The sequence below is a fragment of the Pseudomonas sp. Pseusp9 genome, from assembly GCF_059491265.1.
The window spans coordinates 4,827,916-4,845,081 of sequence record NZ_CP168500.1 but is presented as its reverse complement, the minus strand read 5'-3'; the positions used below and the strand labels follow the sequence as shown (position 1 = coordinate 4,845,081).

Annotated in this window: 15 protein-coding genes; 9 read left to right on the top strand and 6 right to left on the bottom strand. The window is 59.6% G+C overall.

Translation table 11 applies throughout. The features are described 5' to 3' along the window. Window positions 1-96: 96 nt before the first annotated feature. Window positions 97-1,281 (top strand): thiolase family protein, encoded by a 1,185-nt coding sequence (locus ACEN8E_RS22000; protein WP_495589845.1) that lies wholly within the window; start codon window positions 97-99, stop codon window positions 1,279-1,281. Between the two features lie 276 nt (window positions 1,282-1,557). Beyond that, complete coding sequence (locus ACEN8E_RS21995) at window positions 1,558-2,517, top strand: DMT family transporter (RefSeq protein ID WP_495589844.1); 960 nt, start codon at window positions 1,558-1,560, stop codon at window positions 2,515-2,517. A gap of 99 nt (window positions 2,518-2,616) precedes the next feature. Here the strand turns inward: ACEN8E_RS21995 and ACEN8E_RS21990 are convergent, their stop codons facing one another. Beyond that, entirely contained in the window at window positions 2,617-4,011 is a 1,395-nt protein-coding gene (locus ACEN8E_RS21990; protein WP_495589843.1) for a class II fumarate hydratase, read from the bottom strand. Between the two features lie 191 nt (window positions 4,012-4,202). Here ACEN8E_RS21990 and ACEN8E_RS21985 point away from each other — a divergent pair, with 191 nt between their 5' ends. From ACEN8E_RS21985 to ACEN8E_RS21955, 7 genes are all read left to right on the top strand, one after another. After that, entirely contained in the window at window positions 4,203-4,727 is a 525-nt protein-coding gene (locus tag ACEN8E_RS21985; RefSeq protein ID WP_495589842.1) for a DUF2059 domain-containing protein, read from the top strand. Between the two features lie 12 nt (window positions 4,728-4,739). Continuing rightward, a complete protein-coding gene (locus ACEN8E_RS21980; protein WP_495589841.1) occupies window positions 4,740-5,039 on the top strand; it encodes a BolA family protein in 300 nt (99 codons plus the stop codon). A gap of 102 nt (window positions 5,040-5,141) precedes the next feature. Further along, on the top strand, window positions 5,142-6,083 hold the full coding sequence (gene trhO, locus ACEN8E_RS21975) for an oxygen-dependent tRNA uridine(34) hydroxylase TrhO (RefSeq protein WP_495589840.1): 942 nt from the start codon (window positions 5,142-5,144) through the stop codon (window positions 6,081-6,083). A 36-nt stretch (window positions 6,084-6,119) separates the two neighbouring features. Beyond that, window positions 6,120-6,722 carry a DsbA family protein gene (locus ACEN8E_RS21970; protein WP_495593372.1) on the top strand — a complete coding sequence of 201 codons (603 nt, stop codon included), beginning with the start codon at window positions 6,120-6,122 and terminating at the stop codon, window positions 6,720-6,722. After that, complete coding sequence (locus tag ACEN8E_RS21965; protein WP_495589839.1) at window positions 6,715-8,532, top strand: ABC transporter ATP-binding protein; 1,818 nt, start codon at window positions 6,715-6,717, stop codon at window positions 8,530-8,532. Before ACEN8E_RS21970 ends, ACEN8E_RS21965 begins: the two co-directional genes overlap by 8 nt. Before the next feature lie 187 nt (window positions 8,533-8,719). Next, the gene (locus tag ACEN8E_RS21960; RefSeq protein ID WP_495589838.1) at window positions 8,720-11,179 is read left to right on the top strand and encodes an EAL domain-containing protein; all 2,460 of its coding nucleotides are present in this window, start codon (window positions 8,720-8,722) and stop codon (window positions 11,177-11,179) included. A gap of 76 nt (window positions 11,180-11,255) precedes the next feature. After that, window positions 11,256-12,017: an iron-containing redox enzyme family protein gene (locus tag ACEN8E_RS21955; protein ID WP_495589837.1), complete on the top strand. Its 762-nt coding sequence runs from the start codon at window positions 11,256-11,258 to the stop codon at window positions 12,015-12,017. A gap of 138 nt (window positions 12,018-12,155) precedes the next feature. On the opposite strand, the gene ACEN8E_RS21950 is transcribed toward ACEN8E_RS21955, so the two are convergent. The 5 genes from ACEN8E_RS21950 to ACEN8E_RS21930 form a co-directional block, all read right to left on the bottom strand. After that, on the bottom strand, window positions 12,156-13,082 hold the full coding sequence (locus ACEN8E_RS21950; protein ID WP_495589836.1) for a GGDEF domain-containing protein: 927 nt from the start codon (window positions 13,080-13,082) through the stop codon (window positions 12,156-12,158). A gap of 378 nt (window positions 13,083-13,460) precedes the next feature. After that, window positions 13,461-14,201, bottom strand: coding sequence for a YciK family oxidoreductase (locus ACEN8E_RS21945; protein WP_495589835.1), 741 nt, complete (start codon window positions 14,199-14,201; stop codon window positions 13,461-13,463). A 176-nt stretch (window positions 14,202-14,377) separates the two neighbouring features. Further along, a complete protein-coding gene (mupP, locus tag ACEN8E_RS21940) occupies window positions 14,378-15,049 on the bottom strand; it encodes an N-acetylmuramic acid 6-phosphate phosphatase MupP (protein ID WP_495589834.1) in 672 nt (223 codons plus the stop codon). A gap of 3 nt (window positions 15,050-15,052) precedes the next feature. After that, window positions 15,053-15,751: a bifunctional 2-polyprenyl-6-hydroxyphenol methylase/3-demethylubiquinol 3-O-methyltransferase UbiG gene (gene ubiG / locus ACEN8E_RS21935; RefSeq protein WP_495589833.1), complete on the bottom strand. Its 699-nt coding sequence runs from the start codon at window positions 15,749-15,751 to the stop codon at window positions 15,053-15,055. A 59-nt stretch (window positions 15,752-15,810) separates the two neighbouring features. After that, a complete protein-coding gene (locus ACEN8E_RS21930) occupies window positions 15,811-17,145 on the bottom strand; it encodes a TRZ/ATZ family hydrolase (protein ID WP_495589832.1) in 1,335 nt (444 codons plus the stop codon). Between the last annotated feature and the right edge of the window lie 21 nt (window positions 17,146-17,166).

Genomic DNA, 17,166 nt, shown 5'->3' with positions numbered 1-17,166 from the left:
GGTTGCGCATACGCGGGGTGAATGATTGTCGCAGTCGGCAATTGGGTGCGCTTATTCTCAGTCCACTCTCAACCGATAACAACAATGAGGTATGCCATGCGTGAAGTGGTAATCGTCGACAGCGTGCGGACCGGCCTGGCCAAATCCTTTCGCGGTAAATTCAACATGACCCGCCCGGACGACATGGCGGCCCATTGTGTGAACGCTCTATTGGCGCGCACCGGTATCGACCCTGCCAGCGTCGAGGACTGCATCGTTGGCGCCGGTTCCAACGAAGGTGCCCAGGGTTTCAACATCGGTCGCAACGTCGCGGTGTTGTCGCACCTGGGCATCGGCACGGCCGGCATGACCCTCAATCGTTTCTGCTCCTCGGGTTTGCAGGCGATTGCCATTGCCGCGAACCAGATCGCCTCGGGTTGCAGCGACATCATCGTTGCCGGTGGCGTCGAGTCCATCAGCCTGACCATGAAAAGCGTCAACACCGATCACCTGATCAACCCGCTGCTCAAGGAGCAGGTGCCGGGCATCTACTTCCCGATGGGCCAGACCGCCGAGATCGTTGCCCGTCGCTACAACGTCAGCCGCGAAGAACAGGATCTGTACGCCCTGCAAAGCCAGCAACGCACCGCCCAGGCACAGGCCGCCGGCCTGTTCAGCGACGAAATCGTGCCGATGGCGGTGAAGTACCAGGTCGAGGACAAGGCCACCGGCCAAGTGCAGATTCTCGACGGCGTTGTCGATCGCGACGATTGCAACCGCCCAGATACCACCCTGGAAAGTCTGGCCGGGCTGAAACCGGTGTTCGCCGACGATGGCTCGGTGACGGCCGGCAACTCCTCGCAGCTGTCGGACGGTGCTTCCATGACCCTGGTGATGAGCCTGGAAAAAGCCCTGGAACTGGGGCTCAAGCCGAAAGCGTTCTTCCGTGGTTTTACCGTGGCCGGTTGCGCGCCGGACGAGATGGGTATCGGCCCGGTGTTTTCGGTACCGAAACTGCTCAAGGCCAAGGGCTTGCGGATTGACGACATCGACCTGTGGGAACTCAACGAAGCGTTCGCCTCGCAGTGCCTGTACAGCCGCAACCGGCTGGAAATCGACAACACCCGGTACAACGTCAACGGCGGCTCGATTTCCATCGGTCACCCGTTCGGCATGACCGGCTCGCGCCAGGTCGGGCATCTGGTTCGCGAATTGCAGCGACGCAATCTGCGTTACGGCATCGTCACCATGTGCGTGGGTGGCGGGATGGGGGCTACCGGGTTGTTTGAAGCAGTGCGGTAAGCCTCGATATTTCTTGTTGTCAGTTAGATAGCCATCGCGAGCAGGCTCCCACAGTGTTTAGCGGCGATCACTAATGTTGTGTACGCCACCAAATCTGTGGGAGCGACGGTGCGGCGATCCGACCTGCTCGCGATAGGCGCACCTCGGTTGTAAAAAATCCCCCTCAAAGATTACGACCCGCACAGTTTCATTCGCGGCCAGACCGAAACTGTCCCTGTGTACGCCTTGGCTCCAGGCCTAGAATGACGGCTCCTGTACTTTGGCATTGGGGTTCACATGCACATTTCATCGGGTCGCTGGGTCCACGGTCTGTTCCTGGCCTTGTTGACCGCGTTGTTGTGGGGAGTCCTGCCGATCAAGCTCAAGCAGGTATTGCTGGTGATGGACCCGGTGACGGTGACCTGGTTTCGCCTGATGGTGTCCGGCGGCTGTCTGTTCATTTACCTGGCTGCGACGAAGCGCCTGCCCAGCCGCAAAGTGCTTGGCCCGCGTGGGGGCTGGCTGGTGTTGATGGCGGTGCTCGGCCTGGTGGGCAATTACGTGTTGTATCTGATGGGGCTCAACCTGCTCAGCGCCGGCACGGCGCAACTGGTGGTGCAGATGGGGCCGATCATGCTGCTGATTGCCAGCGTGTTTGTGTTCAAGGAACGCTTCAGCCTGGGGCAGGGGATTGGACTGTTGGTGCTGCTGATCGGCTTTGCGCTGTTTTTCAATCAGCGCTTGAGTGAATTGCTCACGTCACTGACCGACTACACCGCCGGCGTGCTGCTGGTGCTGCTGGCGTCCACGGTCTGGACCTTCTATGCCCTGGGGCAGAAGCAATTGCTGACGGTGTGGAATTCGCTACAGGTGATGATGGTGATCTACCTGTTTTGCGCGCTGCTGTTAACGCCGTGGGTGCATCCACTCGAAGCGTTGCAATTGAACCCGTTGCAGGGTTGGCTGCTGCTGGCGTGTTGCCTCAACACCCTGATTGCCTATGGCGCGTTTGCCGAGGCCCTGGCCCATTGGGAAGCTTCCCGGGTCAGCGCGACACTGGCCATCACGCCGTTGGTAACCTTTGCGGCGGTTGCCATGGCTGCGTGGTTGTGGCCTGACTATGTGCATGCCGAGACGATCAATGGTTTGGGTTACGGCGGTGCGGTGCTGGTGGTACTGGGGTCGGCGCTGGTGGCGTTGGGGCCGTCGCTGATTGCCGGGTTGAGGGCGCGGAAGGCCAAAATGGTCGTTGGCTGAGTATTTTCGTCGAACCCATCGCGAGCAGGCTCGCTCCCACAGAGATCCAATGTGGGAGCGAGCTTGCTCGCGAAGACGGACTTTCAATCAATGCAAAACTCAGCCCTTGGCCCCAGCCTCCAGCATGTTCTCCGGTCTTACCCAGGCATCGAACTCTGCGTCGGTCAGATACCCGAGCTGCAACGCCGCCTCGCGCAAGGTCAGCCCTTCGCTGTAGGCCTTCTTGGCGATCTCCGCCGATTTGTCATAGCCAATGTGCGGGTTGAGCGCCGTTACCAGCATCAGGCCACGTTCCAGGTGTTCAGCCATTTTTTCCGCATCCGGCTCCAGGCCGGCCACGCAATGCTGCTGGAAGTTACTGCAACCATCACCCAGCAAACGGATCGATTGCAGCAGGTTATGGATGATCACCGGTTTGAACACGTTCAACTGCAAGTGGCCCTGACTGGCGGCAAAACCGATGGCGACATCATTACCCAGTACCTGGCAGGCCAGCATCGACAAGGCTTCGCACTGGGTCGGGTTGACCTTGCCCGGCATGATCGAGCTCCCCGGCTCATTGGCCGGCAGCTTGACTTCAGCGAAGCCGGCACGCGGACCGGAGCCCAGCAGGCGCAGGTCGTTGGCAATTTTCATCAGGGCCACGGCGAGGGTTTTCAACGCGCCGGACAGCGTGGTCAGCGGCTCATGGCCGGCCAGTGCGGCGAACTTGTTCGGTGCGGTGATAAACGGCAAACCGGAGAGGGCGGCCAGTTCTGCGGCGATGGCTTCACCGAAGCCGTGGGGGGAATTGAGCCCCGTGCCGACCGCCGTTCCGCCCTGGGCCAGCTCGCAGACAGTGGGCAGTGCGCTGCGGATCGCCCGCTCGGCGTAATCGAGTTGCGCGATGAAAGCCGAGATTTCCTGACCGAAGCTGATCGGCGTCGCATCCATCATGTGGGTGCGGCCGGTCTTGACCAGTTTCATATGGCGGACGGACAGCTCGGCCAGCCCGCCGGACAGCTCGCTGATCGCCGGCAGCAAGTGCTGATGCACCGCCTGGGCGGCCGCGATGTGCATGGCAGTAGGGAAGCAGTCGTTGGAACTCTGGGAGCGATTGACGTGATCGTTGGGGTGCACCGGGGACTTGCCACCGCGCGGGTTGCCAGCCAGCTCGTTGGCGCGACCGGCGATCACTTCGTTGACGTTCATGTTGCTCTGGGTGCCGCTGCCGGTTTGCCAGACCACCAGCGGAAACTGGTCGTCGTGGTTGCCGGCGAGTACTTCGTCGGCGGCCTGCTCGATCAGACGGGCGATATCGGCGGGTATGTCGCCGTTGCGATCATTGACCCGTGCCGCGGCTTTCTTGATCAGCGCCAGGGCATGCAACACTGCCAGCGGCATGCGTTCGTTGCCAATGGCGAAGTTGATCAGCGAGCGTTGCGTCTGAGCGCCCCAATAGGCTTCATCCGGGACTTCAACCTCGCCGAGGCTGTCGGTTTCGATACGGCTCATCTTGCTCACTCCTGTAGGTCCGATTGCGCAGTTTAGGCCGTGCTCGACGACCGTGGTTCCATCAGTCTGGATTTGACCATTCAACCCCTCTAAATCAGGCGCGACAAGGCTTGGGGTTGAGCGACACACTTTTTTAGGCGCAGAATGGACGCCCTTGGGGTCTTACCTCGCCAGTTAGAAAAGGAAACTCGATGACTCGTCTTCGTGCCATCTGTACCGCCGTTGCTTTGGTCTGCGCCAGCGGCCAGGTTCTTGCCGACACCGCCAGCCATAACGCCAGTGCCGAGGCTTTCCTGACCATGGCGCACGCTGACAAACTGGGCACCCCGGTGTACATGCAAGTACAGCAGATGTTTGCCCAGCGTTTCGAACAGGCCAAAGCTCCTGAGTCGAAAAAAGCCTTGCTGGAAACCTACCAGGCCAAGGCCAAGGCCGCTCTGGACCAGGCCATTGGCTGGAACAAGCTGAAGCCGGACATGATCAACCTCTACACCACCAACTTCACCGAGTCCGAGCTCAAGGACCTGGTTGCGTTCTACCAGTCGCCACTGGGCAAGAAAGTCCTGGAGAAAATGCCCCAGCTGACCCAGCAATCGGCCCAGATGACCCAGGCCAAGCTGGAAAGCGCGGTGCCTGTGGTCAACAAGTTGCTGGCTGACATGACCGCTGAGCTGACGCCGAAAGATGCGGCCACTCCAGCCAAGAAAAAGCCTTAAGCGGAGTTCGGTATGACCATGCAACAACGCATCGAATCGACGCTGGCCTTGCTCCAGCCCGAGCATCTGCAAGTGCTGGACGAGAGCCACATGCACAGCCGAGGGCTTTCGACCCACTTCAAGGCTGTGGTCGTCAGTACGCAGTTCGAAGGCCTGAACCGGGTCAAGCGTCACCAGAAAGTCTACGCCACGCTCGGCGAGCTGATGGGCGAGTTCCATGCGTTGGCGCTGCATACCTACACGCCGCAGGAATGGGCAAAGATCGACGCGGCTCCGGCCTCGCCGACCTGTGCCGGTGGCAGCAAGCACTAAACGCCGGTTTTTTGTTAGAATGCCCAACGCGCCGCTAACCCGGCGCGTTTTTTTTCGCATCCGGTTCACCCCTTACGAGGGTAGCCACCTGGAGATTTACCCATGACACAACAGATTGTCGTGGCGGCACTGTATAAGTTCGTCACCCTGGAAGATTACGTCGCCCTGCGCGAGCCTCTGTTGCAAGCGATGGTCGACAACGGCATCAAAGGCACGCTGCTGATTGCCGAAGAAGGCATCAACGGCACCGTGTCCGGTAGCCGCGAAGGCATTGACGGGCTGATGGCCTGGCTCAAGAACGACCCGCGCATGGACGACATCGACCACAAAGAGTCGTACTGCGACGAGCAACCGTTCTACCGCACCAAAGTCAAACTCAAGAAAGAAATCGTCACCCTCGGGGTGGAAGGTGTGGACCCGAACAAAAAGGTCGGCACCTACGTCGATCCGCAAGACTGGAACGCACTGATCAGCGACCCGGAAGTGTTGTTGATCGACACGCGAAACGATTATGAAGTCTCGATCGGTACCTTCGAAGGCGCCATCGACCCGAAAACCACCAGTTTTCGCGAATTTCCCGACTACATCAAAGCCAACTTCGACCCTGCCGTGCACAAGAAGGTCGCGATGTTCTGCACCGGCGGCATCCGTTGCGAGAAAGCGTCGAGCTACATGCTCAACGAGGGTTTTGGTGAGGTCTATCACCTCAAGGGCGGCATCCTGAAGTACCTCGAAGAGGTGCCGCAGGAAGAAACCAAATGGCAGGGTGACTGCTTTGTGTTCGATAACCGCGTGACGGTTCGCCATGACCTGAGCGAAGGCGACTACGATCAATGTCATGCCTGCCGCACGCCGGTCAGCGTGGAAGACCGCGTGTCCGAGCACTACGTGGCCGGCATCAGTTGCCCGCATTGCTGGGATAAGCTGAGCGAGAAGACCCGTCGCAGTGCCATCGACCGGCAGAAACAGATCGAACTGGCCAAGGCTCGTAACCAGCCTCACCCGATCGGCTACAACTATAAGCAAGCATCCTCCGAGGCCTGAACCATGTCTGCGCGCCTGCTCTATGTGATGGACCCGATGTGTTCCTGGTGCTGGGGGTTTGCCCCGGTGGCCAACGCACTGGTCGAGCAGGCGCAAGCCGCAGGTGTGGATGTGCACCTGATCGTGGGAGGTTTGCGCACTGGCAGCGGTTCAGCGCTGGAACCGTCTACCCGTCGCTATATCCTTGAGCATTGGCAGGCAGTCACCGAGGCCACCGGGCAGCCGTTCAAGCTCGAAGGCGCGCTGCCCGACGGCTTTGTCTATGACACCGAACCTGCCTGCCGGGCATTGGTGACGGCCCGCAGCCTGGCGCCGGATTGCGCGTGGAAACTGCTCGGGCTGATTCAGCACGCGTTTTATGCCCAGGGTCGCGACGTTACGCAGGCCAGTGTGTTGGTGGAGCTGGCGGAACAGGCCGGTTTGCCGCGCATCGAGTTCGCCGGCGCGTTCGACCGGGCCGATATGCACGCGGCCACCGCTGCCGATTTCACCTGGGTCCAGGACCTGGGCATTGCCGGTTTCCCCACCCTGCTGGCTGAGCGTAACGGCCAACTGGCGTTGCTGACCAACGGCTATCAGCCTTTGAGCGAGTTGTCCCCGCTGCTCGGCCGCTGGCTGGAGCGTGCTGCCTGTGCATGACCTGCCCGACGATGTCGCTACCGCAAAACGAGTCGATCGCCTGAGCTGGGCGGAAATCCGCCGCCTGGCCCTGCATCACAAAAAATCCCTGTGGATCGCCAACGGCGTGGCCGTACTGGCGACCTTGTGCAGCGTGCCGATTCCCTTACTGCTGCCGTTGCTGGTGGACGAGGTATTGCTGGGGCACGGTGATGCCGCGCTGAAAATCATGAACCACGCGCTGCCTGAAGGCTGGCAGAAAGCCGCGGGCTACATCGGCCTGATGTTGCTGGTGACCTTGACCCTGCGTTGCACGGCGTTGCTGTTCAACGTGGTGCAGGCGAAATTGTTCGCCGGATTGGCCAAGGACATCGTCTACCGCATTCGCATACGCCTGATCGAACGGCTCAAGCGTATCTCGCTGGGTGAATACGAAAGCCTGGGCAGCGGCACGGTGGCTACGCATCTGGTCACCGACCTCGATACGCTGGACAAATTCGTCGGTGAAACCCTCAGCCGTTTCCTCGTGGCCATGCTGACCCTGGTCGGCACCGCCGGCATCCTGATGTGGATGCACTGGAAGCTGGCGCTGCTGATTTTGTTGTTCAACCCCTTGGTGATCTACGCCACGGTGCAGTTGGGCAAGCGGGTCAAGCACCTGAAAAAACTCGAGAACGACAGCACTTCGCGCTTTACCCAGGCGCTCACCGAAACGCTGGATGCCATCCAGGAAGTTCGCGCCGGCAACCGCCAGGGGTTTTTCCTCGGGCGCCTGGGCCAGCGTGCCCGGGATGTGCGCGATTACGCGGTAAATTCGCAGTGGAAAACCGACGCATCGAACCGGGCCAGCGGATTGCTGTTCCAGTTCGGCATCGATATTTTCCGGGCTGCGGCCATGCTCACGGTGTTGTTCTCCGATCTGTCCATAGGCCAGATGCTCGCGGTGTTCAGCTACCTGTGGTTCATGATCGGTCCGGTCGAACAACTGCTGAACCTGCAATACGCCTACTACGCTGCCGGCGGTGCGCTGTCGCGGATCAATGAGCTGCTGTCGCGTGCCGACGAACCCGAATATCCGGGTGGAGTCGACCCGTTCAACGGTCGCGAAACCGTCGGGATCGAGGTTCAGGGGTTGAGCTTCGGCTATGGTGACGAGCTGGTGCTGAGCCAGATGAATCTCTCCATCGCCCCCGGCGAAAAAGTCGCGATCGTCGGTGCCAGCGGCGGCGGCAAGAGCACGCTGGTGCAACTGCTGCTGGGCTTGTACACGCCCTTGGCCGGCACCATTCGTTTCGGTGGTTCGACCCAGCAAGAGATCGGCCTGGAAACCGTGCGGGAAAATGTCGCCGTGGTCCTGCAACATCCGGCCCTGTTCAACGACACCATCCGGGCCAACCTGACCATGGGCCGTGAACGCAGTGACGAGGCCTGCTGGCAGGCGCTGGAAATCGCCCAACTGCACAACACGGTCCGCGATTTGCCCAATGGCCTGGACAGCATCGTCGGGCGCTCCGGCGTGCGTTTGTCCGGTGGGCAGCGCCAGCGCCTGGCCATTGCGCGGATGGTGCTGGCCGAACCGAAAGTGGTAATCCTCGACGAAGCGACTTCGGCGCTGGATGCCGCCACCGAGTACAACCTGCACCAGGCACTGGCGCGGTTCCTGAGCAACCGCACCACGTTGATCATTGCCCACCGTCTTTCGGCGGTAAAACAGGCTGACCGTGTGCTGGTATTCGACGGCGGGCAGATCGCAGAGGATGGCGATCATCAGCAACTGATTGCCGACGGTGGTCTGTACGCCAAGCTTTACGGTCACTTGCAGCGTTTGTAGCGAGACGACATCAAGATCGCAGGGCGCCACTTCAAAATTATAAAAAACATCATCGCGACCGGATTCCATGATCGCGATACGGCCTCCGGGCATAGCTTATCGCTTGCCGGGATCGGAATCGCAACCTAGTCTAGCTACAGCGATTTCGTCCGGAAGACGAGCAAGCAGTGCTAATGCAAGGGACCTCATGAATCAAACGCGGACTCTCGGAACGCCACGGTTGTTGGGCATCGTCTGGCCATTTATCGCCGTTGTGTTGTTTCAAGCCTTGTTGGGCGGCGTTAGCCTATATGTGCTGTCGGCGGTTCGCGGCTATGTTGCCGGCGAAAGCCTCTGGTCCAAGGGCCAGAAAGACGCCATTTTTTACCTCAATCTCTACGCCGACAGCGGCGACGAAGCGATTTTTCATAAATACCAGAACGCCATTTCCGTGCCTCAGGGCGGGCATGAGCTGCGTGTGGCGCTGGATAATCAGCCGCCGAACATCGAGGCCGCACGGGTGGCGATCCTCAAGGGCGGCAACCATCCGGACGACGTTTCCAGCCTGATTTGGCTGTATCTCAACTTTCGTCACTTCAGTTACCTCGAAAAAGCCATCAACCTCTGGACCGTGGGTGATGCCTATCTGGTCCAGCTCGACGGCGTTGCGCGGGACATGCATCGGCACATCGCCTCCGGCCCGGCCTCGGGTGCGGATGTGCAGCGCTGGAAGGAGCAGGTTTTCGCCATCAACGACGGTGTGACACCGGCGGCGAAAGCCTTCAGCGATGCTCTGGGTGAAGGGTCGCGGGTGATCCTGCGTCTGTTGTTGGTGACGAATCTGGCGACCGCCCTGGGCCTGATTGCATTGGCCTTGATGCGCACTCACAAGCTGCTCAAGCAGCGCCACGCCTTCGCCGATGCGCTGCAACTGGAGAAGGAGCGGGCACAGATCACCTTGCAATCAATTGGTGACGGCGTGATCACTACGGATGTTTCCGGTGCGATTGCCTACATGAATCCGGCGGCCGAGGCGTTGACCCACTGGAAGGCCGAGCAGGCAACAGGATTGCCACTGGCGGCGCTGTTCAACCTGCTGGATGAAAATGCGCAGACCGATGGTTTCACCCTGATCGAGCATATTCTCAGCGGCCAGCTCAGTGGCGGCAGTGAGCACTCCAAGCTGATTCAACGCCTGGACGGCAGCACGGTGTCGGTCACGTTGGTGGGCGCGCCAATCCGCAATGCCGGTAAAGTCAGCGGGACGGTGCTGGTGCTGCATGACATGACCCAGGAGCGGCAATACATCGCCAATCTGTCGTGGCAGGCGACCCACGATGCCTTGACCGGTCTCGCCAACCGCCGCGAATTCGAATATCGCCTGGAACAGGCGCTGCACAACCTGACCCGCTACTCGGGTCGCCATGCCCTGATGTTCCTCGATCTGGATCAATTCAAATTGGTCAACGATACGTGCGGCCACGCGGCGGGCGATGAACTGTTGCGGCATATCTGTGCCTTGTTGCAATCCGGGCTGCGAGAAGGCGATACCCTGGCGCGCCTTGGCGGCGACGAGTTCGGCATCCTGCTGGAGAACTGCGCACCGGAAGCGGCGGAAAAAATTGCCGAGTGCCTGCGCCAGACTGTGCAGAATCTGCATTTTGTCTGGAAGGGCCGGCCTTTCGTCACCACTGTCAGTATCGGGCTGGTCCATGTCGCACAGAATCCGACGACGCTCGAATCCTCGCTGCGTGCTGCGGACATGGCGTGCTACATGGCCAAGGAAAAGGGCCGCAACCGGGTCCAGGTCTATCATCCGGATGACTCGGAGTTGTCCCTGCGCTTCGGCGAAATGGCGTGGGTGCAGCGTTTGCACATGGCGCTGGAGGAGGACCGCTTTTGCCTGTACTCCCAGGAAATCGCCCCCTTGGGTCATATCGGTCAGGACGGCGGGCACATTGAAATTCTGCTGCGATTGCATGATGAAGCCGGGCGGATGATCTTGCCCAACAGTTTCATTCCGGCTGCCGAGCGTTATGGCCTGATGAGCTCGCTTGATCGTTGGGTTGTGCAGAACGTGTTCAAGATCATTGCCCAATGCCGAGCCGAGCAAGACCATGGACCATTGGCCATGTGTGCGATCAATCTGTCAGGAACGACGATCGGGGATGAGGCGTTCCTGGACTTCCTGCGCGAACAGTTTGTGTCGTATTCGATTCCGCCTGAAATGATTTGTTTTGAAATTACCGAGACCAGTGCTATTTCAAATCTTGGCAGCGCCATCCGATTCATTAATGAACTCAAAGGCTTAGGATGCCATTTTTCATTGGATGACTTTTGTGCCGGAATGTCCTCATTCGCGTATCTGAAACATTTGCCTGTAGACTTCCTGAAGATCGACGGGAGTTTCGTAAAGGATATGCTGGACGACCCGATTAACCGAGCCATGGTCGAAGTGATCAACCATATCGGTCATGTCATGGGTAAGCGCACGATTGCCGAGTTTGTCGAATCGCCCCAGATCGAACAGGCATTGCTCGAGATCGGGGTGGATTACGCTCAAGGGTATGTGATTGAACGCCCGCATCTGTTTACCAGCGATAGCTTGCTGAGTCGTCCTGCCAGGCCCCAACCGATATTGTTCAAGGCGCCGGGCACGTTCCGTTGAAATTCCTGCCGGTCTTACAATCACAATCAAAAGGAGCTCGACAGTGATCGACACATTCAACCGAACCGGACCGCTCATGGAAGCTGCAAGTTACCCTGCCTGGGCCCAGCGCCTGATGCAGGATTGCAGCGAGAGCAAGCGCCGGGTTGTCGAACACGAACTGTACCAACGCATGCGAGACAACAGACTCAGTGCGAAGACCATGCGCCAATACCTGATCGGTGGCTGGCCGGTGGTCGAACAGTTCGCGTTGTATATGGCACAAAACCTGACCAAGACCCGCTTTGCCCGTCATCCCGGCGAAGACATGGCCCGTCGCTGGCTGATGCGTAATATCCGCGTGGAGTTGAACCACGCCGATTACTGGGTGCACTGGAGTCGCGCGCACGGTGTCAGCCTGGAAGACCTGCAGGCACAGCAGGTTGCGCCGGAGCTTCACGCCTTGAGCCATTGGTGTTGGCACACCAGTTCAGCCGATTCGCTGATCGTGGCGATTGCCGCCACCAACTACGCCATCGAAGGGGCGACCGGGGAATGGTCGGCGGTCGTTTGTTCCAGCGGTATCTATGCCGCCTCGTTCCCCGAGGAAGATCGCAAGCGGGCAATGAAGTGGCTGAAGATGCATGCCCAGTACGACGATGCCCATCCATGGGAAGCCCTGGAAATCATCTGCACCCTGGCGGGCACCAACCCGAGCAAATCCTTGCAGGTGGAGTTACGCCAGGCCATTTGCAAGAGCTACGACTACATGTACCTGTTTCTTGAGCGTTGCATGCAATTGGAGCACGCAGAGCGGGCGCCAGTGGTTCGTGAACGAATGGCACTGGCCGAAGGCTGATTCAATCGCTGCTTGAAAAACAACTGTGGGAGCGAGCCTGCTCGCGAAAGCGGTGTATCGGGTGGCATGGATGTCACTGATATTCCGCATTCGCGAGCAGGCTCGCTCCCACATTGGGTTTTTGTTGTGACTGAAAAATCAGCCCGCCATCTCCAGGCGGTTACGACCTTCGCGCTTGGCCACATACAGCGCGCTGTCCGCCCGTCGCAACAGGCTCTCTGCGGACTCCCCGGGCAGCAGGGTCGAACAGCCGAGGCTGACTGTCAGCAAGATCGTATGAGCATCGGCCAGGTATTCTTCAGACTGCACTGCAAACCGCAGCCGTTCACCGACCATGGCTGCGGCCTCGCGGCAGGTGTTCGATAGCAGTATCAGGAACTCTTCACCGCCATAGCGAAACACCATGTCCACGTTGCGTAGCTGGTGTTTGATCGAGGCAGCGACCGCCTTGAGCACGTCATCACCAGTGCTGTGACCATAGAGGTCATTGACTTGCTTGAAGTGATCGATGTCCAGCATCAGCACCGACAACGGTTGCAGATGGCGCCGGGACAGCTCGATTTCCCTTTGCAGCGTCTGGTCCATGGCGATGCGGTTACCGGTGCCCGTCAGCGGGTCGCGCAGTGCGCTTTGGGTGGCGGTACGGTAAAGCAGCGCGTTGCGCATCGGGAAAAGCAGTGCGGCCAGCAGTGATTCGAGATTGCCCTGTTCCTGATCGCTGAAACGGTGATTGCGACGGAAAATCAACTCGCCCAGATGCTCGCCTTCGTGGCTGAGGCTATAGCTGATGGAGTGGTGGCCGCGTTGGCCAAATTCCAGGCGCAGGTCACTGCTCTTGTGCTGGTAGATCAAGGCGTCCAGCGGCACCAATCGTTGAATCTCGCGATAGAACGTCCCGAGAATGCGTTGCGGTTCCAGACTGGTTTGCAGCTGCAGGCCCAGTTGCTGGCGCATTTGCGCAAGACTGACAGGCCTTTCCAGAAGGGTCGGCTGCTGACCAAAGCCCAGGCGCTGCAATTTGGCGCTATCGAAGTCAATTGCGTTGGTCTGGGAAGGTGGTTTCATAAGGCGTTCGCCCCTAAGCAGTAAGGCTGTCTTACAAGCAGGGTGAGAGCGGCTTAGGGCTGCGCGTCGTACTGGTCCGTCAGTCCCGTAGGACATTTCGTACAAGTTTAATCCGCTTTGTAGAAGATGAGTAACTTCGGCACTCAAGCGTCACCCCCCGTCTGCTTTCACGTTGCGTGTTTGAGCAAACTTAGAGCGAAAGTCGTGCCATTCGGTTCATCTGAATAAAATATGTTTTAAATCAATTGGTTGTTGTTCGTCTTTGACCTGAAAGGCACTGCCTGTGACGTTTGTTTGACAGGTGCCTGGCCTGAATTCGAGAGCCACCGAGTGCCGCGGCGGTAAGCCGGCGCGGCACCAGAATGCGACGTACGGTCGTTACTGTGCATTGAACGCCTGGCCATTGATACCGGTGCTGTCCGGGCCCATCAGGTAAAGGTAGACCGGCATGATCTCCTCGGGCGTCGGGTTGTTCAGCGGGTTTTCACCCGGGTAGGCCTGGGCGCGCATGCTGGTGCGTGTAGCGCCCGGATTGATGCTGTTGGAACGTACCGGGGCCACGGTATCGACTTCATCAGCCAGGGTTTGCATCAGGCCTTCAGTGGCAAATTTGGAAACGCCGTAAGCGCCCCAATACGCACGTCCCTTCCGGCCGACGCTGCTGGAAGTGAACACCACCGAGGCATCCTGCGACAGCTTGAGCAGCGGCAGCAATGTGCTGGTGAGCATGAACATGGCGTTGACGTTGACCTGCATGACCCGCATGAAGTTTTCGCCGGACAACTGTTCGATCGGCGTGCGCGGGCCGATGATCGAAGCGTTGTGCAACAAGCCGTCGAGATGGCCGAATTCGTTTTCGATCATCGCTGCCAGCTCATCGTATTGATGGGGCAGGGCGGTTTCCAGGTTGAACGGGATGACCGCCGGTTGTGGATGGCCGGCGGCTTCGATTTCGTCGTAGACCTGGCTCAGGTTGGCTTCGGTCTTGCCCAGCAGCAATACGGTTGCGCCGTGGGCTGCGTAGGTTTTTGCTGCGGCGGCACCGATGCCACGACCGGCGCCGGTGACGAGGATGACCCGGCCATTGAGCAGGTCGGGGCGGGCGGAATAATCAAACATAAAAAACCTCAACAAAAATTCTTCAGGTCAAGCGCTATCCCTGTAGGAGCGAGCTTGCTCCGGGCGGCGTTCCGACGATGGGCGTAAACGATGACGCGACAAGTCTGGCACCCCGTGGCGCTCTCAGGTACTTCGCGAGCAGGCTCGCTCCCACAAGGGCCAGTCTCAGCAAAAACTCAGCAACTGCAAAGCGCGCTATCAAGCACCTTGCGCAACTCCAGCGGATGATCGACAACCACGTCCGCACCCCAGTTACGCGGGTTATCGTCCGGGTGGATATAGCCAAAGGTCACTGCCGCCGTCCTGGTGCCGGCATCGCGGCCCGATTCGATGTCGCGCAAGTCATCCCCCACGAACAATACGCTGGCCGGGTCCAGGTCGAGCATCTTGCAAGCGAGGATCAACGGCTCTGGATCCGGTTTGCTGTTCTTCACGTGATCCGGGCAGATCAGTAGCGCCGACCGCTCGGCCAGTCCAAGCTGCTGCATGATCGGTTCGGCGAAACGCAGCGGCTTGTTGGTGACCACGCCCCATATCAGGTTGGATTTCTCGATATCGGCGAGCAATTCAGCCATGCCGTCGAACAGCTTGCTGTGAACGGCGCATCCCACGAGGTAGCGCTCCAGGAACTCCTGGCGCAACTCCTCGAAACCTGGCGATTCCGGGTCCATGGCGAAGGTCACTGCGACCATTGCCTTGGCACCACCGGAAATCTCGTCGCGGATGTGCTTGTCGTTCATCGGTGGCAAGCCACGGTCGGCACGCATTGCCTGACAGATCGCGATGAAGTCCGGCGCGGTGTCGAGCAGCGTGCCGTCCATGTCGAAAAGAACTGCTCTGATAGACATCGCTTACTCCTCGCGCAGGGTCTGGATCATGTAGTTGACGTCCACGTCGGAGGCCAGCTTGTAGTGCTTGGTCAGCGGGTTGTAGGTCAGGCCGATGATGTCCTTGACGGTCAGGCCGGCCATGCGACTCCAGGCGCCGAGTTCGGAGGGGCGGATGAATTTCTTGAAGTCGTGGGTGCCGCGCGGCAGCAACTTCATGATGTATTCGGCGCCGACGATGGCGAACAGGTACGCCTTCGGGTTGCGGTTGATGGTGGAGAGGAACACCTGGCCACCGGGCTTGACCATGCGGAAGCAGGCGCGGATGACCGACGACGGATCCGGCACGTGTTCGAGCATTTCCAGGCAGGTGACCACGTCGAATTGCTCTGGCATTTCCTCGGCCAGGGCTTCGGCGGTGATCTGCCGGTATTCGACGTTGACGCCCGACTCCAGCTGATGCAATTGAGCAACCGCCAACGGCGCTTCACCCATGTCGATACCCGTGACGGTTGCGCCGCGCTGGGCCATGGCTTCGCTGAGAATGCCGCCGCCGCAACCGACGTCGAGGACTTTTTTACCGGCCAGATTGACCCGCTCGTCAATCCAGTTGACTCGCAGCGGGTTGATGTCGTGCAGCGGTTTGAATTCGCTTTCGCGGTCCCACCAGCGATGGGCCAGGGCTTCGAATTTGGCGATTTCGGCGTAGTCGACGTTGCTCATGGTTTAAGTCCTCGAAAAACTTGAAAATTCCTGTTGCCCCGGATTGTGCTCCAGGGTGCTTACGATTCGGTACGGCCGCTGATGCGCTGGCCCCAGGCCTTCGCAACAGTGCCTAGCTGCTGTTCATCAAGGCGTGTCAGGCGACGGTCGTCGAGCAGTTGCTTGCCGGCAACCCAAAGGTGTTTCACACAGTCGCGGCCGGTGGCGTATATAAGTTGCGAAACCGGGTCGTAGACCGGTTGCTGGGCCAGGCCGGAGAGGTCGAAAGCCACCATGTCTGCTGCTTTGCCGATTTCCAGCGAGCCGACCTGGGCTTCGATGCCCAGTGCCCGGGCGCCGTTGAGGGTGGCCATGCGCAAGGCGCGATGAGCATCCAGTGCGGTGGCCGAGCCGGCGACAGCCTTGGCCAGCAGGGCTGCGGTGCGGGTTTCGCCGAGCAGGTCCAGGTCATTGTTGCTCGCCGCGCCATCGGTGCCGACCGCGACATTGACCCCAGCCTGCCACAAACGCTCGACCGGGCAGAACCCGCTGGCCAGCTTCAGGTTCGACTCAGGGCAATGAATCACATTGCTGTTGCTTTCTACCAGCAGTGCCAGGTCTTCATCGCTGATCTGGGTCATGTGAACCGCCTGGAAGCGCGGCCCCAGCAAGCCCAGGCGCGCCAGGCGGGCGAGTGGGCGTTCACCGCGCTGCTCGACCGATTGCTGCACTTCGAAAGCGGTTTCATGCACGTGCATGTGGATCGAAGCGTCGAGCTCTTCGGCGATCACCCGGATTTTTTCCAGGTTTTCGTCGCCTACGGTGTAGGGTGCATGGGGGCCGAAGGTGATTTTGATGCGCTCGTGGTGCTTGAGATCGCCAAACAGTTCAACGCCCTGACGAATGGCTTCGTCCGCGGTGCTTGCGCCCGGAATGGGGAAGTCGAGGATCGGAATCGCGATCTGCGCGCGAATGCCGCTGTTGTGCACGCGCTCGCTGGCAACCTTCGGGAAGAAATACATGTCAGAGAAACAGGTGATGCCGCCTTTTATTTGCTCGGCGATGGCAAGGTCGGTGCCGTCACGCACGAAGTCCTCGTCGACCCACTTGGCTTCGGCGGGCCAGATGTGGTTTTCCAGCCAGGTCATCAGCGGCAGGTCATCGGCCAGGCCACGGAACAGGGTCATTGCCGCATGCCCGTGGGCATTGATCAGGCCGGGGCTGAGCAGCATGTCGGGCAATTCGCGGGTTTCGGTTGCGTTAAGCTTCAGGGCGGCGGAACGTGGGCCGATAAACACGATGCGTCCGTCACGGATGCCCACGCCATGTTCTTTGAGGACAACACCAGCGGGTTCGACGGGTACCAGCCAGGTCGGCAGCAATAACAGGTCGAGCGCAGCGGCAGTGTTCGGCATCGAGGGTCGGTTCCAGTGCTT